Origin of the sequence: Acinetobacter sp. AG3 (assembly GCF_022343575.1) — a bacterium.
GTDB lineage: Bacteria > Pseudomonadota > Gammaproteobacteria > Pseudomonadales > Moraxellaceae > Acinetobacter > Acinetobacter guillouiae.
This window is the reverse complement of the sequence record NZ_JAKQZD010000003.1, coordinates 21,742-45,028: the sequence shown is the minus strand read 5'-3', so window position 1 is coordinate 45,028 and position 23,287 is coordinate 21,742. Positions and strand designations below refer to the sequence as shown.

Sequence of the window (23,287 nt, the reverse complement as noted above, 5' to 3'; positions counted from 1 at the left end):
TTTGGATTTCTAAAATAAAATTAAATGGTGTTCTACAAGAACTTTCGCTAAATGACAGCGCTGAAAGACAATTGATGTGAGATTTTTGGCACATATTTCGAGATTGTTACAAATTTCATTAATTTCACGAAATCAAAAAAATAGAGCCATTAGGCTCTATTTTTTAGTTCATCGCACTTTGCCGGGAAATGCAGCACGGATCTTGAGGAAGAAGTAGTCCGTGTCGCGGTATCCATAGGCCATCCGCTTAATGACTTTGATCCGGTTGTTCATGCCCTCCAGCACGCTGGTGTTCAGCCGGTGGAGGGCACTGGAAACGATACCCTCCATATATGGCTCCAGCTTCTTGGCAAATCGTACCAAAGCATCAATTCCGCTACCGAGGGCCATGCCGGCCCATTCCCGCCAGGCGCTTCTGGCCGTCGTCTCGCTTTCCGCAAACCATAGCGTCTTAAGTTGGTCCTTGAGCACGTACACCGTAGTCAAGAACGCATTGGCGGCCAGGAGTTCGTCCAGCTTGACCGCCTGCTCGGGCTCAAGGTTGTCAGCATTGCGTAACAGTATCCAACGGCTGCTTTTGATCACCTTGCGGGCGACCTTGTCATCTCGCAGTTGATTGGCCTGATCAACTCGCACTCTATCCATCACTTCGCGGCCATACTTAGCCACCACATGGAACAGGTCGTAGACCACCACCGCGTTGGGGCACTGGGCCTTCACTTCAAGATCGAAGGCTGAGTTCATGTCCATGGCCACTGCCTCGATCTGGTTCCGGGCATCGCCTAACCACTCGAAGAACGGCCGGATCGCCTCACGCGAGCGGCCCTCGCCAATCCACACCACTTGCTGGGTGTCGGCACAGGCGACCACCGTGGCGTAGCGATGACCCTTGTGCAAGGCGAATTCGTCCATCATCAGGCGGCGCAATCGACTTCGATCTGGCTCGTGCAAATCACGTTTGAGCCGCTCCATGTCAATAGTCTTGACTGTATGCCAATGCAAGCCCAAAAGATTGGCAACATGACTGACGGGCAGCATCTGTACTAATTTCTCAATCCAGTTGCGCAATGATTGCGTAATACGGGAGCGCGGTGGTAGCCAATCGATCCGCTCTCTGGTTGGACCGCATTGTGGACAACGCAGCCGCCGCACAGGTACATCCAACTCGACGCGATACTGCATAATTGGTGACTCGCGAACTCGGCGCCAATTGATGTCATGTACCAGGAAACAAGGGCAATCGCATCGGCTACAAATTGGCGTATGCTCCTCGTCGTGTGTAAGACGGATCAGCAAAGTCTGTTCATCTAGAAGCCCATGAGACGCTGGCGAAAAGCCCTTCCAGAACAGGCTCCAAACATCAGCGCTAGTCATGATCATGGACCGATTGCGCGCTATCGGTGCCTTGTAGCGCCAAGGCATCATGTTCTTCTTGGCTGAGATGGCGTCTGTTGGGATTGATGCAGGACAGACAAAGCACTGCTGTTGCGAGGATGAGGCAATAAGCGATGATCGGCCAGGTGGTACCAGTCGATAAAAGCGTAATAATGAGTGTCCCGATAATCCCTAACAGTAGTCCACCCAAACAGAAGTAGACTGCTGTAGCGGTCCCAGCGATATGATCGAAACCTCGAAGAGCGGCATTGGGTGCCACCGATACCGCAGTGGCGATACCAACACCCACGAGCCACATCGGGGCGATGAAGCCAAGCACCGAGACCGGTGCCAATGTCTCGCCAACAGCGAGCAACAGCGCTCCCGCCATCAGACACCCCATTCCCACTCGTAAGGTCTTCAGGCTTCCCCACCGGGGAATCAGTCGTCCCATGATTCGCGCTGTAGCCATCATAGCGATGGCCACTGTAGCAAATAGCAAGCTGAAGCTAAGTTGCGATAACCCTTGCCTCCCCATCATTAGCCAGGGGGCGGTCGAGAAAAAGACGAAAAAGCTGCCCATCCCCGCGCTGTAACAGAGCGTGTACAGCCAGAAGTTCAGGTGTTTCACAGGAGTCAATAGCTGCGACCACTGTAGGTCTGCCGTCCGGTGCCGCCGAGTCTCTGGCCAGAGTCGCCAGGCTGCGATAACAGCGCCTATCATTGCCATCCCTAGCAAGCCGAAGATTGCGCGCCATCCGAGCCACGCGTCGACCAGCGCTCCTAGCAGTGGGCCTATCGCAGGAACCATCGCAAGCATAGAGCCGAGCAAGCCATAGATGACGTTGCTTTCCTCACGGCCCGAATAGATGTCGCGTACCGTCGCGAAAGTGGAAACGAGACATGCCGAAGCGCCGCAGGCCTGAAGAACGCGGAAGCTCAGAAAAAGTTCTGGCGATGAAACTACGGTGAGGCCGAATGAAGCCGCAATATAGGCAATCCCGCCACCAAGTAAAACGGGGCGGCGACCCAGCCGATCCGACAGTGGGCCGAAGAGAAGCTGTCCGGCTCCAAGCAAAACCAGGTATGCCGTCAACGTCAGCTGGATCGTCCCTGCACCGGACCCAAGTGCATCCGCCATGAAAGGCACCACGGGCAGGTACATATCCATGCCCAGTGACGCCAGCAAATCGAATGGTGATAACAGCAATAGCGTGGCGGGAAGAGAATACCGCCAAGAAAAATCTTTTGAGCGCACGAAGCCATCTCCTTAAGTTAAGAATTTGGCGGCGCTCTTGCAGAGCAACTAGGTTCTTGAGAACGCCGCAACAACCGAAAACGAAGGTTGCTGCGGCTTACTTGTCTGCTTTCTTGGTAGCGCTCATGTGCGGGTTATCTCATGGATGAGTCCATATCGTAACAATCTTCACGCTAAAGTGCAAAGAACCTATTTTTTAGTCTTTATAATCATGCAGAGCAAATGAAACGTATTTGGAAAGAAAGTTAAGGTCGATATGGTGTACGTAAAGTTTGGCAAAAATTGAAACGTGAGGGTTATGTTATTGCACGTTGTACAGTTGCTCGATTGATGCAAAAGCTAGGTATACAAGGTGTTTGGCGTGGTAAGAATAAACAAACCACCCGTAACCGAGATGACCAAAAACGGGCAGATGATTTAGTGAAACGTAATTTTAATGCTGATCATCCAAACCAACTATGGGTGGGTGACTTTACCTATATTCAAACTCATTCAGGCTGGGTATATACCGCATTTGTTATTGATGTGTTCTCACGAGCAATTGTTGGATGGAAAGTATCTACACGGATGAATACAGATATGGTGCTCGATGCATTGGAGCAAGCATTGCACGATCGAGGCATGCCAAAGAATGTGATTCATCATTCCGACAGGGGTGTGCAATATCTTTCGATTCGCTATACCAATCGTTTAGAAGCAGCAAATTTACGAGCATCAGTCGGTACAACTGGTGATTCATACGATAATGCTTTGGCTGAAACGGTGAATGGCTTATACAAAACAGAGGTGATTGAATATTTAAAAGCAGATTGGCAAGGTTTAGCAGATGTACAACTTGCGACACTAAACTGGGTAGATTGGTTCAATAAAAAGCGTGTACACAGTGCACTGGGTTATGTGTCGCCTTTTGAGTTTGAAGCAATGTACTATGATAAGATTAACCCGTTAGGTCAGGTGGCTTAACTTAAATAAAAAGTCTCCGACAAACCCGGTACGGTTCACTGCAGTTACTATTAATACATTCGCAAGGCATCGAAGTGTATCAAATGACGATTTACGTGAGCCAGCGACTAAAAATAGTCGATAGAACTTGGCGGCAAGCTAACTCACCCAGACTCCATTTATATAATTACCTAGTAGCTTTTAACCGTCCTAAAAAAAGCCTTAAAGCTGAAAGCTCATTATTCAATCTAATTCGTCATAAAACAGTTGATTAGTTTTTCAACATAAATTAAAAAAATAGTTTTATATCATGTCGATTTTGATATGTAACTTATGGAAAATACCCATGACCCGAGAACACGTAAGTCATCAAGATATTGCCCGTTTTGCTCAAGAAAGGGTCAATCTACCAAAAGAAAAAGCAAATGAATTTCGAGCACAAGCAAAACGTCTGCGCGATAGACTTGAGAATTATTTAAGTGAACATCCAGATTTCACTCTCAAAAAAATGATGTTGGCTGGAAGTCTAGCTAAAGGTACGGCACTACGCTCTCTTAACGACATTGATGTGGCATGTTATATCAGTGGGGCTGATGCACCACGTGATGTAAATACACTCATGGAGTATCTTGCAGAGCGGTTGCGTAAAGCATTCCCAAACTTTTCTCCAGATCAGGTTCAGCCAAAAACTTTCTGTGTAACGGTTTCTTTTCGTGGTTCTGGATTGGATGTTGATGTAGTACCAATATTGTATGATGGAAATCCGAATTGGTATGGGAATTTAGTAAGCCAAGACAACGGTTCATTTCTGATGACGAATATTCCTTATCATCTTGAATTTATAAGGAAACGTAAACAAGCTCAGCCTGAACATTTTTCTCAAGTAGTTCGATTAATAAAATTTTGGGCAGCCCGAATGAAAGCTGCTAATGAAGGGTTCAGATTTAAATCATTCATGATAGAGTTGATACTCGCACACTTGTGTGATCGAGGCTTGTCATTAGCCGACTATCCTGAAGCTCTTCAGCATTTTTTCACCTATCTTGCAAAGACTGACCTCAAAGAAAAGGTTTTATTTACTGATTATTATCCAGCATCTACGGTTGAAAACTTTAATACTCGTGTTCAAATCATTGATCCTGTGAACGCTTCTAACAATGTCAGTCAGTTGTATACAGACTCCAATGCTAGCGCAATTTACGAGGCTGCACTTGATGCAGGTGATGCTATTGACGCAGCTTTATCCGCACCGACCAAGCAAGAGACTGTGTACTACTGGCAAAAAGTTTTTGGTGCATCATTCCAGGGGTAAATGAAATATGTCTAGCTTTACTAGCACCGAGTCAACGACTTTTACTGTTACTCATGCACGTCATATGGCAGCAAAGGTTGCGGCAGACTTGAAGCGTATGCAACGATTTTATGAGCGACCTACAGACGATCATATTGCAAATATTGAAACAGAAGTGATTGAGCTTCTAAAGGCCGGCTATTTTGGTACTCTCACTTTGGGATTTAAACGCAACGATCAATGGATTGAACCCACGCTGAGATACACGGCACTTGATCTTTCTGGAACGGGAGCTACTGATGATGACCCTGGTCGCGTAAGGCCAGGGGCCGATACTTCAGGAGCATCATTCTATAATTACCATACTTATTCATCTACATGGAATGCCCTCAACCAAGCCCAAAAAGATGCTTTTGAAGCACGGATGCCATATCAGCGTACTGGTGCTCAAGAACCAACAGTAAACGGATATTTGGAAACTGATAAAAATTACTCAGCTGGAGGGAAAGCATTGAGTAGAGCAAGCGTAAGGAGCAATAAATGACTTCACATAATACACCATCACTTGATCAACTTTTCGAGAAAAGACTTAATTTCCCAGATTTCGAGCCTCAAGAAAGATTAGCAAAACTGGTTGGGCTTGATGATCAAAAAGCTCGTCTTACTAAGATACTTAGCCTTCTAGTTAACCCTTCAGGTTTAAGAACTTGGGCACAACAATTCCATCCTGATGCTGAAGATTTATTGAAGTATGTACTTCGTCGTCCACCACTTGTGGTATTAGCAGGAGATGTTGGTTCAGGAAAAACAGAACTCGCGGAAACTATCGGTGATGCTGTTGCACGACAGGACAATATTGATATCACCTTGTATCCTCTTAGTTTATCAAGTAGAGGACAAGGTCGTGTTGGAGAAATGACTCAACTTTTATCAGCCGCATTTGACTATACAGTAGAAGCCGCCACTAGACTTAAAAATGCAGACGGTACAGCACGTGGAGCTGTCATTCTTTTAGTAGATGAAGCAGATGCTCTTGCCCAATCTCGAGAATCAGCTCAAATGCATCATGAAGACCGTGCAGGAGTTAACGCATTTATACGGGGTATTGATCGAATTGCTAATGGTCAATTGCCAGCTGCCGTTATTATGTGTACAAATCGGATTGGAGCACTTGATCCCGCGGTTAAACGCAGAGCAGCAGATATTCTAACTTTTGAACGACCTAATGAAATACAACGTTATGCTGTTCTCAGTAAATCTCTTCAGGCTCTAGGTTTTAATGATGATGAAATTAATCACTTTGTGGCCGCAACAGGCGAGAAAGCAGATAGTTGTGGTTTTACTTTTTCCGATTTAACTCAGCGACTTCTCCCAACAATTGTTCTTGATGCCTATCCAGCGCATAGCGTTAAGTTTGAACGAGCATTGGAAATCACTAATCAAATGAATCCAACGCCACCATTTGAAGAGAGAAAAATATGAGTGAGTGGTCGTTATCAACATTATTTAGTAATTTCCATAAAGATATCCAACTTCGCCTTGAAATTGCACGACAATCATTTTCCCATCCTGGAACAAAAGGTGATGCTAGTGAGTCAGTATGGCTTGAGATGCTTAATACTTATCTTCCGCAACGCTACTCTGCGGATAAAGCTTTCATTGTAGATAGTAATGGCATTTTCAGTGAGCAAATTGATATCGTAGTTTATGATAGACAGTATTCTCCTTTCATTTTCAAATATGAAGGACAAACAATCATCCCAGCTGAAAGTGTTTATGCTGTTTTCGAAGCAAAACAAACAATTAATGCTTCACATGTTGCATATGCTCGACAAAAAATAGCTTCAGTAAGAGCGTTGCATCGCACCAGCTTACCAATACCTTATGCTAAGGGAACTTATCCAGCAAAACCATTAATTCCTATCTTAGGTGGAATTCTAACGCTAGAAAGTGATTGGTCACCATGTGATGGTGAACCATTAAGGAACGCTTTAGGGGATGGAAGCACAGAGATAGATCATATAGATATCGGATGTGTAGCAGCACACGGACACTTTATTTGGGATTCTACTAGTAAAGCTTATACATTTGTATCAGAAAGAAAACCAGCAACTGCGTTTCTATTCCAGCTTATTTCAATGTTGCAGTTTAGCGGTACTGTGCCAATGATCGATGTGAATGCATATGCCGAATGGTTATCAGATTAGTATGTTATTCCAAAATTTTATTCGTACAAATCACGATATTATTCAGGCAAATGAGTCAGAATTTGATTTCTTAGATCGTTGTGCTTGGCCAAAAGCCCAGCACATGCGATCACTTTTAGAGCAATGTTTGAATAATTATCCTGTAATCGAGCAACCCGAAATAATAGCTCGTTTAAAATCAGGCGATCCGAGACAATTTACTTCAACTACTTTTGAACTTCTGCTACATCAATATTTAATAAATCAAAATTTTACACTGTCTCCTCACCCGGAATTAGCAAATGATTCAGCTAAACGCCCAGATTTCTTGGTCACATGCCCAGACGGAAATCAGTTTTATTTGGAAGCAATTTGTACTTCGGAAAGTGATGGTAAAAATGATTCTACAGGGTAATCCCCCCCTAAAATACTAGCTCTTTAAAAGAGGCAGTATTATGCTTTTACAACATGGTGTTTAACTTGAGAAACTGAATTTAAAACAATCTACTGTAACTCTTCCAGACAGATATGAAATTAATCCACCCCTAGCCCCTTAAACACAGCATCCACCGGATCTGCATAAAAGCTGGTCTGGAACTTGGTAAACAGTTCCACAGGAATCGTTGGGATATCTGCCGCACTACTCATTGGCAAAGCAACCTTCTTGGCACCAGCATCAAAAGCAACTTGCAGACATTCGGCAATACTTTCCACCGGAGTCACAGAGCCACCCAAGCTCATATCACCCAGTACCACCATCTGACTCTGTACCGATCGTCCTAACAGGCCAGAAGCGAAAGCCACTAAACTTGGTAAGGCAAGATGGCTGAGCGGTCCGGTATTCTGTAATTCAACCACATGTAAGTGGAAGTCATGTTCCAACACCTTACTGCCACCCGATATTCTGGATGCATTGGCCTTGAAGTAGTCAAATGCGATCTTGACCTGCTCCTTGGCACTGCTTGAATTCCATAAGCCTGATGTCGCCAATTTTCCTGAACCTTTGGTCACTTGAAGTTCTAACCGGTATAACCCCGGCATGCCTTTATTACTGAGCCCGATGGTATATAAGAAACCTGGCTTGGCTGGACCTTCGGGAATCAGTCCGCCACCACCCTGCTCTTTGACTGATACAAAATGTTCTTCGAGCGTCTCATTATCAATGTAGCTGAAATGAACATCATAGAATTCCATACCACCAATTTTCTTCAGCTGTTCTTTGACCCGACGGCGCACCTGCAGTGCATATTCCAGGCATTGCCGTACATCTTCTTTGTTAAATTGACCATGTGGGTAGAGCAGCTTCATCAATCCAGAAACCGTCTTGCGAACGGCAATCACATCGCGCTGATTCAGGTTATTCCCTAGCTTGAAGTACTTCTCAATGGCATCCGCAAAACTACGCTTACGCATTTCCCGGAAGAATTCAGCCAGATAATCAACGATTAGACCATAACGGTTAGTAAAGAATTCCGGACGCATTTTTGGAATTTCCCAACCCGGGATATAGGCATGAAAGCGATCAAAGAATGCTGAATCGATCATTGCTTCAGGAAAAGGAGCCAATAAGTGGCTAGTCTTCACCAAGGATTCAACACTTTGGTTAATATTACCCACAAAAACCATCGAAGCTGAGGCTTCCATCTGTTCACGGCCACGGGCAAAAGATCCTGAGGCCATGTAGTCTTTCATGATCTGTACGCCATCTTTGTCCTTAAAGGAAATACCGGCAACTTCATCAAAGGCCACCACATCCCACAACCCCACCAGACCAATACGGCGGCTACTCATGTTATAGAACAGGTTGGCGACAGTCGTTTGTCCACCGGAGACTAAAATACTATTCGGTGAACACTCTTTGTAAATATGGCTTTTCCCGGTACCGCGTGGTCCCAGTTCACAAACGTTATAGTTATTTTCAACGAACGGAACCATACGCGCTAATAGGTGCCATTGCACGTCCTCTTTTAACGAAGCCGGTTCCATGCCGATCGAACGGATTAAACTCTCGCGCCACTGATCAGTGCTTAATGCTGCTCTGCCACTGAAAAGTTCATCCATATTCATATTCGGCATTTGAATCGGCTTGAGTAAACTCACCCCAAATGGAGAATTGGTTTGTCCTTCTTCAAAATAATAACTGAGCGTAGCAATGACCCAGATACCACCAACAAGTAATTTTTCATACTCTTTGACGATGCCTGCCGAGATTTCGGCATCTTTGATACCCAGATTACTAAATGATGCTTCGTATTTGTCTTTACGCTCATTCAGTTTTACAGTCACCCGATCAATGACCTTATAACTGCCCCGTTCACGGACCAGGGATTTCACCTTCTCGGCTTCATCCGGTCGGACGTAGTTCTCAGCCAGTACGGTCTTTACGTTACGTAGTCCCTGTTCAATGATCTCTGGATCATCCGAGGCACAGTACATCCCCAGCAGGTATTCGAGTACATAGACAGGGACATTTGCCCCTTCTTTGATCAGTTTAGTCAGATCCTTACGTACCACCCGCCCAGCAAAGTGTTCATTCAGCAGCTGATCCAGTTCTTTATCGTTAGCAGATTCCATGTAGGCTACGCTCTATCGTTAATTCGTTATCAGGAGAAGTCATCGGTAAATGCCAGATCAATGGTGACCTTATAGCGTTGCATTTCGATATTCAGGTCTTTGTCCTTCAGCACTAGGAAGTAATCCTTCTTACGGTCAAAATCAGTACCGGATAATGACAGTCTGACCTGTTTGACCCGATCGGCAACAGAGTCGGTACTGCTATCAAAAGTCAAGGTTTCTTCACTGGAAACTTTAAGATCCCCATCATAAATGGCAATGGATAAAGTCACTGGCATGACCAGCTCACTGACAGCTTCGGTTTGCATCAAATCAAACTTCTGGATGTTATTGACCATCTTCAGCGTGGATTTGGTAGAAATGACCTCAACTTTACGCTTGGTCCGCTGTCCAGCCTTTTCACCACGCAGCTGTTTTACTGTCAGTACAGGCACTACGATTTCCTGAGGCATGATTCCGCCATGTACGAAACGTGAGCCTCCCACAAAATGGAAACGGTTCGCCCCTTTTGGAATCCAGAAATCAGTCGCAGATAGTGTACCTGCCGTAGCTTGGGTTGAGCCTTTCCATGCTTCCTTGCTCTCTGGTAAACCATGCCCAATCACATAGCGTTTTTTGCTTTTCAATGCATTGGTCGGTTTTTCAGTCAAGCTTGAACGATCCGCAGATTCTAGTTTACTTTGCTGGAACAGGAAGCCATGGTCGGCTGTAATCAATAGGGTGGAAATATTAAAGTGCATTAAAATTTTGCGGCTTAGTTCAGTCAGCTCTTCAATGGCATGTTCCACCGCCATAAAGGTTTCTGATTCTGTCGAGGCACTGTCTCCACGAGCATCAATCACGTTGTGATAAACATAAATCAAATCATGATCTTTCAGTGCTTCACGGCCTTCATCACGCGACCAGCCTTTTACCGTTTCAGCGGTAACCGCCAATCCATTATAGGCAGCCAGAATTTTGGATCGTGCTGCAGTCCCTTTGCTAGACTGTCCATCTACTAAAACATCATCCCCTGCGGTCTCTTTGTACTCCAAAGTCTGATGCGGCAACAACGAGGCCATGCCAAGCGTGGTGTAACTTGGCACAACGCCCAGCTGTGAAGACAAGGTCGCTTCAGAATAACGCTTTTCATTGATACGATCACGCAGCTCTACCGCAGCTTCATAACGGAAAGCATCACTGATAATTACCACAATACGGCGTTTCGTTGCGGAACTGAGTAAGGGTCTAACGTGAGTATCGTAAAAGTTCTGCTGATTTGGGATATCTGCCACTTTCCAGACATTCAAGCGTTGCTCAGCTTCAACCCGCTCTCCCCAGTTACGTGCCAAGTGGTCAATAAACCAGTAGGCATAGCAATTTTCCACTTCTTCATCAAGTTTTTTCAGGATATCGACATGAGCGCGTTGAGAAGCAGCACTGTAGTGGCGATAGGCCATATCAAAGCGATACAACTCTTGCTCGTAGGCTTTATACAAGGCTTCGCTAGAGTCGAAATAGAAACCGGCATCAAACAGCAGTCGCAGGCTGAACAGCTCAATCGCTGCCTGCAACGCTGTATAGACGGTACGGTATTTACGGCGGGTTGCATCGTCCTTATGTTTGGAAGCCCAATAGCCATCCAGACGGGTAGAAATAATCGTTCTGAAATGTTCCAGTTCAGCTTTGGTTGCTGCAGGGATATGACTGGCCAGATCGACAATGATCTTTTGTTCAATCACTTCAAAGGTCATGACATCGAGCAGCTGCTCCAGATCAAAGGCCCCGACCTTCTCTTGGATCCGCAGTGCATTGGCCACGGTCTGGGAAAGCGTATCGAAGGTTGGGTAGTATTTAGAACTGTCTCTCCAGCGCGACAAAAAGGCTCTAGCCGTCGCACGGGAGCTGACTGATGACATCACCAGTTCTTGAGCCCATAGCGGTATATCGCCCAAGCTTTCACAGAAACCTGTAGTCATCAAACGGATAAAGAACGTACCGAGCTTGAATGGTACTTCCCCATTCAATTCTTCAACCGATGCTGGATAACCAATTTCCGCCTGTAATGCTGTAACTAAAGCTGGTACGAGTTGGAATTTTTCCAGTTCAGCAAAGGATTCCGGATTTACTTCCAGAGCCAGGTTCTGCTGTACCATTTCATCTGCCAGTGCCAGAACGATATGCATGAGTTCGGCACTGTCGGCCTTGACCACAGCTGCAATCATGGCCATATCCAGATCCTGTGCATCTGCATCAGGCTGGATATAGCGTTTTAAGGTGCTCAGACGTGCTTTGGCTTTGAGGAACTCTTCACGTTTAGCCAGATGTTCTCTTAAACTTTGTTGTTGTAGCCCAAGCTCATTGAAGATAATCGAGAAACGATCGGCATAGAAGCTGCGAGAATAGAGCTTGATGTCCAGTAGCCAGTCTTTTTCGGTTTCAGGCTCAGGGCTAGGGAAATACAGCAAGTATTTGCCCTGCTGATCCTCAAGTTCCAGTTTAAGCTTAATCGCAAGGCTGGATTCTTCTGCCATATTCAGAATCTGGACATCATTTAGCTCTAGGGCTTTGATTTCTTCAGTAAATGACTGTTCTGCATCATACCAAAAGACAATTCGGTGCTGTTCAGTATAAAAGGCTTGTTCCAAGCCTTGCTGTAGTTGACTTAAATTCATGCAACGACCTCATCAAGGTCTAGTACCGGAGAAAAAGCATTCATCATTTCTCCCCCGTCACAGCTTTCACTTCAGCCAGCAAGTCCCCAAACTTGCCGTAGTTCACTTTCACCCCATCATCCAGATCCAGTGCAATACGCTGATCGGCATAATGGCGCAGTTTTTCTTCAAAGCTACTCAGTTCAGCCTGTTGCTTATGCAGTTCCTGCAGTTTTTTCTCGATGCGCTTAATTTCAGCCGCAGAGTCACTGCTTTCTTTTGCTGTTTCCAGAGAATTAGCATAAGCAGCCATTTTGGAAATGAGTGGCATGACGTATTCGGTACGCATACGAGCCAAAGTACTTTCGTTATAGCGGTGCAAGTATACCAACGCCTGGAAAGCGCCTTGCTTACCACTGCTGAATAACCAGTAGATTGGACGCTTTTTATAAGTTTGCATATGGTCTTTATAGAATTTACTGGCGAGGTAACGGCGAATCGTATCTTCAGCAGTTTCGTTGGCTTTCTTATCCAAGCTTTCTGACAGCCACTGCATATTGGCATCTAGCGTGTCTTTCCCCCAAACCGCAGTTAAGAACTCTTGGATACGATGTGTAGCATCATCTTCAAACCAGTGCATTTCGGTCAGTGGAATAATGCCATCAGCATCCGCTGGGAATGTTCGATAACGACTGGCATCAAAGTCTTGATTGCCTGCATGGGCATAGATCAGACCGGGTTCGTCCAAGCTATAACGTCCCATCATACAGCCAAGTGCATAAGAGACTAAACGCTGGCTGTCTTTTTCTCGGTCGGCACGGGTTAAAGTGATTTGTTCATCTGGAACTTCTGGCGTCAGTTCATCCTGTAAGCCATACGCCTCAATAAACAGTTTGTTGTTTTCTTCTTCCAGACGTTTCATTTCAGCCACGGCGTCAGCATTTTGCTGTTGCCATGTAGTAAAGGCTTGTTCTAAATTAGACTGTTTCGTACGAGTGATTGGGCTTTCAATAAAGTCCCATGAGGTTTCGTAATTGTCCCAGTCGGTCTTTGATTGAATAATTAGTTGTTCCACAATTTTAATTGAGCTAGTAACTTTATTATTTAACGGGAACTTACTTATAGTACCTGCTTCAAAATTTACACTAGGAGATAGATTTGATAACAAAGTTTTTGAGACCTTTGAATTTAGGCATCCCATAATATTTTTTATAACCGAATCCTCAGCAAAAATAGACATACCTGCATCAGCAAAAATAAAGCCTCTGGGAAAGTATCTCATTGAAAAATTTGAGGAAGTAACTTTTGACCAACTAATAGATGGCTTAAAATAAAATTTTTCTGAAGGACATTGATTCCCCATTGTTTTTAAAATAGCGTAAGAACGAGAATCAAAGCTAACTAAATATTCTTGATTTCCATACCATTTCCTAAATTCACCACCCTTATTATATGGAAACCACTTTTTAGAAGATAAATGAGCATCATTTTTATTGTCTATATTAAAGCCTACATTTTTAATAGACACTTCTTGCCAAAAGCGTAAAAATCGATTGTTATCACCAGTAGCCATTCCTTGTCGCGCATCAGCTACTTCCTTTAGAGCAGGATTAGTTTCGAAAATTTCTCGCACTTTATCACTGACCCAATAAGCAATTGGACTACCAGAAATTCTTTTAAAGTCATCTTGAACAGTTGAATCAAATCGATTTAAATTAGCTTTTAATTCAAATTCTTTTTTATCCTGTTCCGTATTTACAAGACGAAAGAATACGGGTTTAAATCCCTCTAAATGCTTTCCTTGCATGACAAAAGCTGTTGTTTGTACCACTTCACCTGAAATTTCAGGGAACGCACGAGCGCCTAAATGTGCCATGGTTTGAATCGTGCGATCTTGTAACAGCTTTTCACGCATTGCCTCATAAGATGACAAGAACATCCAGCTTTGCATGGTCACCATGCTGTTAAAGCCACTGTCTTTACACCATGCAAAGCCGCGCTCTATAAACATGGCGAACAAGTCTGATTTACTGTCAGGAAACTTTTTTTGGGCGAAGTTTTTTAAAAGCTTAATACCGGAGCCTCCCATATACGGTGGGTTAGCAATCACAGCATCATATTGTTTAGCGAGTAATTTAGCTTGCTGTACTAAAGGTAACAGCTCCTGTGCTGACTGCTGCGCAAAAATATCACCAGACTCTGATGCTTTATTTAACTTAGTTTCTAAATTAGCTAGCTTTTTAGCAAATGTCTCAGACACCTGAATCAAAGAACCAAAGGTCGAAGCATGCTCAAATAGATCTAGTAACTCTTGTAAATCTGTCTGTGCAATACCAGTACTTACCAAATCCTGACTCAATGCATCTAAACGCTCAGGCTGACTATCCCGCAACGCAATAATATTCAGCTTCGGTGGATTGCTAAATAAACGGCGGTCATCCTCACGCGCTTTCATTAACAATGCAAAACTGGCGAGCTGTGCTGCACGGGTATCAATATCAATGCCGTACAGGTTATTTTCCAGAATCAAACGTGGAATATCACGGCTACGGTAACCACGTTCTAAATAAATCGCTTTTAAGCAGTCATAAGCTTCTACTAGAATATGCCCCGAACCACAAGCCGGATCCAGCACCGTAATGCTTTCAGGGTTTAAGGTATCGCCATCTTCACTGATACGAACATCAATCAGTTGTTTTAACTGGGCATTGACCTCATCCGTTTGTTCCGCTGGCTGAATATAGTATTCCCACTCACTGGCAAGCGTACTATCAGGCTGTGCCATCATCCATAAACGGCCGACACTGTTTTGCACCAGATATTTCACAATCCAATTCGGGGTGAAGAGTTGTGTCGCTGCAGGAATGTCTTCACTCTTGACGACTTTACCAATCACCTGGTCTTTCTTTTCAGAAATATAGAACTGATACAACCAGCCAATAATTTGCACATCCGACCAGTCTTCTTCTGGAATACTGCTGACCAGATCACGAATCAAAGAATCGGTTTTGGTCAGGTTATCCGGTAACAGTAGCTCAGATTCATCAGAAACCTGTTCGAACAGGAGTGGCATCACCTGATTCAACGCATGACACTGGGCCAGTAACAATTCACGATAGAGTTCTTCGTCTTTGTTGCCATCCAGCTTGAGTTCAGCCACACGGCTTGCATCTAAACCCGGTAGGTCAATATCCAGACATTCTTCCAAAATCTGTGGCAAGCCTGCACTACCATCGGCACTACTGAGTACACGGCGACCATGATCCAGTAAGCCTTTGCACTCCATGTAACGAATCGCACAAAGACGGTTAAACCAGCTATAAGCGATATAATCAATCGTCTGCTCAAAACTGCTAGTTTGAATGCGTTTGATCAGCTTGTCACGTGGTTTCATGACTGATAGCGGAAAAACCTGATCGCCAATCAGCAGCAAGTCGCCTTTCTGTTCTGCCGGTAAAATGCTGTCTGCGGTGATGCCGTATTTGGCGGCCTGCTTGCGCATCGCTGCGATAAAATCATTTCGTGCTTGCGGTGCGTATTTTTTAATATGACTGGTATTCATCTTTAAACCTTTAATTAATGACTGATGCCGATATCCCTAACCCGAGTTAGCGGATACGCACACGCTTTTTATCACTCACGATTTTTTTCAGTTCAGCTTTGAGTGCGTCTACAAACTGATCCACTGATTCTTCTGTTTCCAGATAGACACTACTTGAGCTTTTGCTGTAAATGCTGGCGACATCGACTTCGACAACAGGTTTCGGTGGCACTACGGCTGTCGCAGGCTGTACCGGACTCACAGCAGGTGTTGATGTAACTGGGCTGGAGGTGGTTGCAGTGTTGGTTACACTCTCGGCTTTGCTCTGAGCCAGTTGTGCCGCTTTGGCCTGACGCTGGATTTCCGCCTGAACTTCGCTTTCCAACTCATACAAGGCTTCATCAAAACGCTCGACGGCGGTTTGGGTTTGCAGCATATAGATGGTGGACAGGCTAGTTTCCACTTCAATATCCGTTTTTAGCAGTTGTAGTGGGCGTAATAGCTTGTTACTCAGCTCAGCGCTAGCGATGCCACTGTTTTTAATCTCGGCTTCTAACTGCTTGATCTTGTCATCAATGTGTTCTATCGCTTGATTGCGCTTCTCAGTCAGCAATTGCTCATTGACGCTTTCCACTGTGCGAACCAAATCAGCGACTTTATTTAACAGGCCATAGGGCGATTCAAGGGTGGCAATACGATGTAATTCAGACAGGGCTTTTTTTGCCACCTCATCACTGCCCAGCGCCTGTTTGTTTTTCTCAAAATGACGTAGAGCCTGTTGCAGTTGTTGCCAGCTTGGCATCTGGTTGCTGAAGAATTCATGAATGTCACGATAGTCTTCTTCCAGATCCAAATAGTCATTCTTGTTCTCAACCACCGCTTTAAAGAAATCGAAGCTGTCGCTATTCGCCAGCAGACGTTCCAAAGTCAGAATCGACTTTTCAATCACTTTCTTGCCCGGGAACTGCCCGACATCAGTTTTACTCTTATACGACTTAAAGTTGGCTAACCAGTTTTTAAAATGTTGGGTATAGAATTCAAATAGCTCTTTTTCTGTCGCTGGTCCCATAGCCGAGAATAGGTCTTGGGTGAGTTGACGTGCCTGTTTCAATACCTGATCATCAGTCTGGCGTTTTTTAATGATCGACACATCACGGCGACGGCGGCTGTTTTGTAAAGGCTCAAAGGCATCTTTTAACTGTAAGCTGCCGCCATTTAACTGCAGAGAAATCCGCCCCATCGCAGCCAGCTGACCCACCAATAGTAAAATCTCGGCATCCGGCCAGCCATAAGGACGTTTGGCAAAACGATCTATCACATCTGAGACTAGAATACGCTCTGTACCAGTGGCGCGTAGTGCAATGTACTGCTCCACTTCCTGTAGGGCTTTGGGATTGCTCTGACCGCCATCCAGAGACAATCCGAGCTGCGCCATATCATCAACAGTCAAGACGGCGTTCAGTTCACGCCAGGCATCCTGCTGATAGACCTGCAAATAGCTCAGTTTGGTATAAGTGTTTTCCAGCAGATAACGACAAGCCTCATCCAGCTTGGTGGTTGGACTTGAAGATGAAAGTTGTAGATGTTGACCCAAGGCATAACTTTCCGCGTCCAGCAACATTTCTTCGACCCGGGCACGCAGACGTTTTTTACGCTCCTGGTTCTCACGGCCACGGTCTGCCAGAATACGGGTGATATCGGATTGGGTACCATCATCATTTAAGCGGATGAATTTATTGGTTTTCAGCCAGGTGCGCAGTTCATTAAAGAACTGTTTATCGTCTGCCAGTTTAAACAGTATCTGCCCTTCGGCCTCGGCGCTCTTACCAATACAGAAAGCTTCTGTGTAGAGGTTATATTCCGTATCCAGCGGAGAAATGATTTCAACTTTCAAATCGCTCTCATACTTGCCATCCAGGCTATGACCATCCAGAAAACGACCAATCTGATAGTCCATCTTGTTGGCTTGATGGCGGTATTTGTTCTGATCGCGCAGTAAATCTTTAAAGATCAGATTGGCTAACTCTTTATTTTCTTCTGAAGCTGCTAAGTCTGTGGCTTTAATTTTGCGGGTGATGTCCCGCTCTTCATTGGTCAGGAACAGGAACTCATCGCCATTCCTAGTAATCAGGCTCTCTTTTTCCAGACGCTGCAGGCTCTCTTCAATCCGCTTGCGCAATGCCAGCTTATCTTCATCAATTTTCTCAATCGATAAAGTCACCAGGTTATCCAGCGTACCTTTGATGATATCGACATAGCGGATCATGAATAGGGTACGCAGCATCTGCACATCAAAACCATCCAGGGTTTTATTTTGCCCTGCCTGGTCGATGGTACGCTTCACTGCTGTATCCAGAAATCCTTCCACTGAAGTATAGAAGCGGTGGAAAGGAACCAGGGCACCGACTTCATCTGTAGCAATCGCATTCGCGGCCATCTGGAACGCATCCAGCATGGACCGTTCACCATAGGCCAAGTGTGCACCGGTCGCACCGACTTTACGGATTTCTTCAAATACTTTTTGCACCAGCTGGAAATGGTACGGCGCAAAAGGATAGTTATGAATAAAACTTTCTGGCCCCTCATAGTTCTTGAGGGTTGGACCTGAACGGTCAAAGGTAATCTGATTTTTTAAGATATCGCCCTTTTGCTCAAACACCGATCTGAGCAATGCTTCTGCTTCTGGGGTTTTGCGTAATAAACGTTTCTGGATGACTTCATCGGTATTGGAACTGGACAGTGATAAACGGGTTTTAAAACGTCCAGCAATCTTGGAGAAGTCATTGGCTTTGGAAGAAGACATCTCACCTAAAACAGCATCGATGTCTGCCTGTGAGGTGACGATAATCCAAGCGCGGCCTTTACAGATAGTACCCAGGTTTTCAGTAATGGTTTGCAATGTCAGCATCAAGCGGGTATCGCTGCCAATAAACTGCCCCACTTCATCGACCAAGAACAACATGCGTTGCTGGGGTCCTTTGCTGTCCAGGTATTCTTTCACCCACTGACAGAAGTTTTCAACCGAAACACTAAAGGTCTGCTCAGAATCCTCAAACCATTTATGCGCTGCTTCTGCTGATAGATTCAGTGCCTGAGAAATCGCAGTTTCGACATCATCCTGATAGAACTGATAACCGTCACGCTCCTCTAGCCAGGACATGCCACTGGATTCCTCAAACGCCTGTTTAAAGCGTTCGTAGACACCTTTCTGGCTCAGGTGACGTTCCATATGGGCAATATGTGGATGATCCGCGCTAAACCCCTGATACTCGTTAAACACACGTAAAAACACATTCAGGATCGGATTGCCATCATCATTGGAGCTGGCTTTACTGTCGATGTTAAACAGGATGACATCGGCATGATGGCTGACGGCCTTGCCAATATCCGCACGGATAAACGCATCACGAATTTTGCTTTCATCAAAGAATTCTGCGGCGCTACGCTCGTTACCTTCCGCATCACGTGCCACTTTATTGGCCAGAATATACGACAAGGTTTTCAGGAAATGTGATTTACCTGAACCAAAGAAGCCCGAAATCCATACGCCGACACGGTTGGCAATCGAAGGATCGCTCAGGTCTGTGCCATAAGACTGGAAAAAGTCCCGAAAATGCTTTTCCAGTTCATTGGTGACCACATACTCATCGAGTTCCTGATAAACCGTAGTATTGTCATTCTGGTCTGCTTTTACGACCCCGTTAATCGCACGATCTAATGGCTTGTAAAAAAGCTCTTTAATGTTCATCTCAATCCATTCCCCCGAATTTTTATTTCTATTTGCCGTGTTTAAGGCACTAATCTGAATGCTCTGTAGTAATTATTGCTTGGAATTTTTCCAAATAAACTCATCGCTTGACCGTCGTAATAGCCTGGGTAAAACAGCACCACTGGCTTATGCCCCAGTAACGAATGCAAACTATTTAATAAGTGATGGGCACGTAACAGTGGCCAAACCGACCCTACCCCAGTCATCAACACAATATCTTGCGCATTGGTGGCATATTTACTCACCAGATAGGGCGCGAACTTATCCATATGCAGTGGGCCTTTCAGCGCTTTGAGCAGCGCATCATCGCCTTTGGCTTTTTGCATTTGAATGGCTTTATCGATGAAGTTACGCTCAGCCAGATAATCCACCACGGCTTGCAGCAGGTTGATATTCACCACCTTCAGCTGACTGTGTTTTTTCTCCAGCATCCCGTCTAGAAAATGCAGATATTCGCGCACTTTCAACTCATCTTCAGGTGCATAATCAAAAATCCAGAAGCCAATTTCATTGCCCAGTCCTTGCCCGGTGAGAAACTCGGTGGAAAGAATTCGCTCTGGAATCTGGTTCAGACGCTCATGTATTTTTTGATTCATTGCTGCCCCTCTACAACTACCGCGTCCATAGCGACACTTCCATAGATCTTTTAATGCGTTGTTTATAATGTTCTTCCAACAGGCTACGCAGCTCTGCTCTGACGATCACACGCTGCAACTCCAACTTACGGGTACTTTTTAAGTAACCGGCTTCTGCCAGCATGCGAAATACCACCTGCCCCATTTTTTTCTTGCTGGACTCTTTCCAATCACAGATATCAAGATCGCGTTGTGAACGCTCATCCAGAAAATCTGACCAGATATAACTGTCCAGGTATTGAGCCTGAGAGATATAGGCCTCTCTCATCACCGTTTCCATAAACTCAAGCAGCAACAGGTTGCGTTCCAATGCGCCACAAAAAGCCACCTGGGTCGCCAGCTCATCATCCCCATCACGCAAAGCTTTCCAGAAATCAGGCTCTAAGCGCTCCAGACGCTTACGAATAGCGGTGGCATTGCGTTGAGCTGAGGCTGCGGTTCTTTTTTGCAGAATATTGTCAACCTGAATGGCCTGATGCCATTGTTCTGGAGTCGCCTCTCGTAATAACAGATCCGCGATCAGCCGGCTTTCACGCACCATCAGTGAGCCACCAATTAGGTCACTGTCATAATGAAATTGTTCTAACATAGCCAATCTCCTATGAAGCTTGATCAAACAGGTAAGACGACAGCTTTTCGATATCTGAACCTTGTAACACCAAGGGATATTTCAAGGCATCTTCCGCCTCAGCCAGCGTGATCGCGGCCTGATAGCGCTGCAAGGTATAGTGAGCCAGGGCTTTTTTCACCGGAATCTGTAATCTGCCATCAGGCATGCCGAAGTCTTTTTCGACCAGCGCTTTTTGAGCTTCATTCAATTTTGGATTAGGGATCAGCGTCAGTAGAATTTCTTCATGCCATTGCTGATCTTGAGCAGGGTCTACTGACTCAATCGCCACCACAACAGGTGTACGATCAATTCTGGAGAGTAAAAAGTCCTTAAACTGCTTGCTCTGATGGCAATAGGCACGGACATGCCAGCGAAAACCGGTATACACCAGGGTGTGTGGGGAAATGATGCGTTCATGCCACTGCGGATTCTGCATCGAGGCATAAATCATTTTTAAAGTGTTTTGGTTTCGGCAGGCACGCAAAACTTCCCGAATCACTTCAGGACGTACACTGCGATCAGGTAATTGAACTGCTGCAAGATTCGGTTCTGGTGTCGCAATCAGGGTATGCGATTCACTAACCAAACCTGACAGCATATTGAGATATTCATTGATATGCGCTGTAGTCAGTACAGGCTGGAAGCTGGCCTTAGGCACATAACCCTTGACCGATGGATCATGAATCAAGGCATCGGGGTTATACAGCGTATTATAGCGCTTGATATCCGCAGAAGCCTGCTGTCGACTAAGTCCAAACCAGCTCATCAAACGATTGGTAACCAAACGACCTTCCCAGTATGCAAGCAGCTCGATCGCTCGCATTCGAAGAAGCACTTCATGCTTATCTGTCGTCATATACCAATCAGTCAATAAATAGCAGTTTTAAGATTACCCCATAGCAAATGTACAGTAAACATTTTTGACGGTATTTTAAGGTAGTATTGCAATCACCAGATAAAAAATATACGGATGTCTCTATGGGGACAGCCGACTAGCGAGGTAGATGAGGATCTGAGATTCTCTGAATTTACCTCTATCAACTGAAATACACAGCGAACAGGTTTTGCAAATGGGGGAAATATGGGCTTTAGATTTCGCAAGAGCATTAAAATCTTACCGGGTTTAAAAATTAATCTGACGCATAAGGGCATCAGCAGTGCGAGCATTGGCAAACCCGGTGCTTCTTTAAATATTGGTAAAAAAGGCACCCGAACCAGCGTGGGCATTCCCGGAACAGGACTTTCTTATTCCAAGCATCATCCTCATACAAACAGGCCGAATACTCCACAGAACGCCTCTGAGCAACCACCGCCATTGAATAACCCAGGTATGCAGACATCCAGATCAACTGTCTGGCTCTGGATCGCTTTTGGGGTGTTGTGTTTTATTGTTGGAGCAATCGTCTTTTAGAGGCTTTACAATGATGTTTGATTTTTATCATGGAATCATTTGAAGTGTCAGCAGTAGGCCTGAAGAAACACCAAAATTGATGCTGAGTACGATATTGGTTAGGTGTTCAACTTACTTCTAATCTTTGAATATTAAGTTTAATCATTTTTTCAGTGAGCTTAAAGTTACCTTCTTTCCATCCTGCGATCACTGCTTGATTCATAGCATCTGAACTCACAGTGGTCCAATCGATCGTATAACCTAACTTAAATAGTATCTGGCCTAGCATGAAACGTTGTGAGCGACCATTACCTTCTCTAAATGGATGAATATAATTTAAAACAACAAAAAATCTGGCTAAAAAACTACAGACCAAATCTATATTTTCTTTATTATTAATCAAATGGTTAAAGTTATTATTGAGGCATGAAAACAGCAGATCTGATAAAGGAGCTATGCTATTGTAACGGAGAAAGATACATTCACCTTTATAGGTATTCACGCGTCTTAATTGGCCAGCCCATGGGTAGACATCCATAAATAATTGATGATGTATATTTTGTAAGTGCTGTAAATCAAAATTGCCTAGAAAAACAGAGATATTTTCCTGTAACCTTGTATTTTGTAAGGCACTTAGCGCTTTCTCTGCCTCATTCAGGTCTTTGGTATTAGAAATACCAAGATTGTTGATCAAAACACCATTTTCATCACAGAATGGATCATCATAAAAATCTTCTTCCGTCAGATAATAATGTAGTGCATCATCAAAAAACATTTTTATCGTACACGGTACATTTCAACGAGTGTATTTCTGGCTTGTTCAAATGTCTTAGAACCCGTCACATAGTCATTAATTGCTTGTAAGCCTTTATTATCTACAACCAAATTATCTACGGCAAATGAAGCTTTTACGATTTTAAAGGCTTCAGTACGGCTATTTCTCATACCAATAACTTTTTTCATAAAATTCTCGCTTCAAATGGATCATGCAGACTCTAAGGATATAACATTTTCATTGAGAAAAAAGAAGTTCCTATGAAGTTTTCACAATTATCTTAATAATTCACCTTGAATATAAAAATCC

At 44.6% G+C, this 23,287-nt stretch carries 17 protein-coding genes and 1 pseudogene; 7 read left to right on the top strand and 11 right to left on the bottom strand.

Annotation, left to right across the window (positions count from 1 at the left end; translation table 11 throughout):
* Nucleotides 1–168: 168 nt before the first annotated feature.
* Both L3V46_RS22650 and cml read right to left on the bottom strand, forming a co-directional pair.
* Complete coding sequence (locus tag L3V46_RS22650; RefSeq protein ID WP_020753573.1) at nucleotides 169–1,374, bottom strand: ISL3 family transposase; 1,206 nt, start codon at nucleotides 1,372–1,374, stop codon at nucleotides 169–171.
* Nucleotides 1,367–2,632: a CmlA/FloR family chloramphenicol efflux MFS transporter gene (cml, locus tag L3V46_RS22645; protein WP_020753574.1), complete on the bottom strand. Its 1,266-nt coding sequence runs from the start codon at nucleotides 2,630–2,632 to the stop codon at nucleotides 1,367–1,369. Before cml ends, L3V46_RS22650 begins: the two co-directional genes overlap by 8 nt.
* A gap of 201 nt (nucleotides 2,633–2,833) precedes the next feature.
* On the opposite strand from cml, the pseudogene L3V46_RS22640 reads away from it, so the two are divergent.
* The 6 genes and pseudogenes from L3V46_RS22640 to L3V46_RS22615 all read left to right on the top strand — a co-directional run.
* Nucleotides 2,834–3,595, top strand: a pseudogene (locus L3V46_RS22640) (IS3-like element ISAba19 family transposase); the annotation flags it as partial.
* 325 nt (nucleotides 3,596–3,920) lie between these two features.
* Nucleotides 3,921–4,886, top strand: coding sequence for a CBASS oligonucleotide cyclase (locus L3V46_RS22635; protein WP_020753576.1), 966 nt, complete (start codon nucleotides 3,921–3,923; stop codon nucleotides 4,884–4,886).
* Nucleotides 4,887–4,893: 7 nt separating this feature from the next.
* On the top strand, nucleotides 4,894–5,409 hold the full coding sequence (locus L3V46_RS22630) for a hypothetical protein (RefSeq protein ID WP_020753577.1): 516 nt from the start codon (nucleotides 4,894–4,896) through the stop codon (nucleotides 5,407–5,409).
* The gene (locus tag L3V46_RS22625; RefSeq protein ID WP_020753578.1) at nucleotides 5,406–6,347 is read left to right on the top strand and encodes an AAA family ATPase; all 942 of its coding nucleotides are present in this window, start codon (nucleotides 5,406–5,408) and stop codon (nucleotides 6,345–6,347) included. Before L3V46_RS22630 ends, L3V46_RS22625 begins: the two co-directional genes overlap by 4 nt.
* Nucleotides 6,344–7,072 carry a DUF6602 domain-containing protein gene (locus tag L3V46_RS22620; protein ID WP_020753579.1) on the top strand — a complete coding sequence of 243 codons (729 nt, stop codon included), beginning with the start codon at nucleotides 6,344–6,346 and terminating at the stop codon, nucleotides 7,070–7,072. Before L3V46_RS22625 ends, L3V46_RS22620 begins: the two co-directional genes overlap by 4 nt.
* A gap of 1 nt (nucleotide 7,073) precedes the next feature.
* On the top strand, nucleotides 7,074–7,466 hold the full coding sequence (locus L3V46_RS22615) for a hypothetical protein (protein WP_020753580.1): 393 nt from the start codon (nucleotides 7,074–7,076) through the stop codon (nucleotides 7,464–7,466).
* A 119-nt stretch (nucleotides 7,467–7,585) separates the two neighbouring features.
* On the opposite strand, the gene brxL is transcribed toward L3V46_RS22615, so the two are convergent.
* Genes brxL through L3V46_RS22580 form a run of 7 tightly spaced genes read right to left on the bottom strand, consistent with a single transcriptional unit; the run spans nucleotide 7,586 to nucleotide 21,669 of the window.
* The gene (gene brxL / locus L3V46_RS22610; protein ID WP_087537462.1) at nucleotides 7,586–9,625 is read right to left on the bottom strand and encodes a protease Lon-related BREX system protein BrxL; all 2,040 of its coding nucleotides are present in this window, start codon (nucleotides 9,623–9,625) and stop codon (nucleotides 7,586–7,588) included.
* Nucleotides 9,626–9,654: 29 nt separating this feature from the next.
* Nucleotides 9,655–12,279 (bottom strand): BREX-1 system phosphatase PglZ type A, encoded by a 2,625-nt coding sequence (pglZ, locus tag L3V46_RS22605; RefSeq protein ID WP_239046819.1) that lies wholly within the window; start codon nucleotides 12,277–12,279, stop codon nucleotides 9,655–9,657.
* Nucleotides 12,280–12,322: 43 nt separating this feature from the next.
* Nucleotides 12,323–15,820 (bottom strand): BREX-1 system adenine-specific DNA-methyltransferase PglX, encoded by a 3,498-nt coding sequence (gene pglX / locus L3V46_RS22600; RefSeq protein ID WP_239046818.1) that lies wholly within the window; start codon nucleotides 15,818–15,820, stop codon nucleotides 12,323–12,325.
* 46 nt (nucleotides 15,821–15,866) lie between these two features.
* On the bottom strand, nucleotides 15,867–19,547 hold the full coding sequence (gene brxC, locus L3V46_RS22595) for a BREX system P-loop protein BrxC (protein WP_239046817.1): 3,681 nt from the start codon (nucleotides 19,545–19,547) through the stop codon (nucleotides 15,867–15,869).
* 41 nt (nucleotides 19,548–19,588) lie between these two features.
* Nucleotides 19,589–20,164 (bottom strand): DUF1788 domain-containing protein, encoded by a 576-nt coding sequence (locus tag L3V46_RS22590; protein WP_136143646.1) that lies wholly within the window; start codon nucleotides 20,162–20,164, stop codon nucleotides 19,589–19,591.
* Nucleotides 20,165–20,180: 16 nt separating this feature from the next.
* Complete coding sequence (locus L3V46_RS22585; RefSeq protein WP_136143647.1) at nucleotides 20,181–20,792, bottom strand: DUF1819 family protein; 612 nt, start codon at nucleotides 20,790–20,792, stop codon at nucleotides 20,181–20,183.
* Between the two features lie 10 nt (nucleotides 20,793–20,802).
* Entirely contained in the window at nucleotides 20,803–21,669 is an 867-nt protein-coding gene (locus L3V46_RS22580; RefSeq protein ID WP_136143648.1) for a WYL domain-containing protein, read from the bottom strand.
* A gap of 225 nt (nucleotides 21,670–21,894) precedes the next feature.
* Between L3V46_RS22580 and L3V46_RS22575 the strand changes: the two genes are divergently transcribed.
* Complete coding sequence (locus L3V46_RS22575; RefSeq protein WP_087554208.1) at nucleotides 21,895–22,224, top strand: DUF4236 domain-containing protein; 330 nt, start codon at nucleotides 21,895–21,897, stop codon at nucleotides 22,222–22,224.
* 106 nt (nucleotides 22,225–22,330) lie between these two features.
* Here L3V46_RS22575 and L3V46_RS22570 read toward each other — a convergent pair whose 3' ends face one another.
* Nucleotides 22,331–22,978, bottom strand: a complete 648-nt coding sequence (locus L3V46_RS22570) for a Fic family protein (protein WP_000464611.1) — start codon at nucleotides 22,976–22,978, stop codon at nucleotides 22,331–22,333.
* Between the two features lie 2 nt (nucleotides 22,979–22,980).
* A complete protein-coding gene (locus L3V46_RS22565) occupies nucleotides 22,981–23,166 on the bottom strand; it encodes a hypothetical protein (protein WP_000755725.1) in 186 nt (61 codons plus the stop codon).
* Between the last annotated feature and the right edge of the window lie 121 nt (nucleotides 23,167–23,287).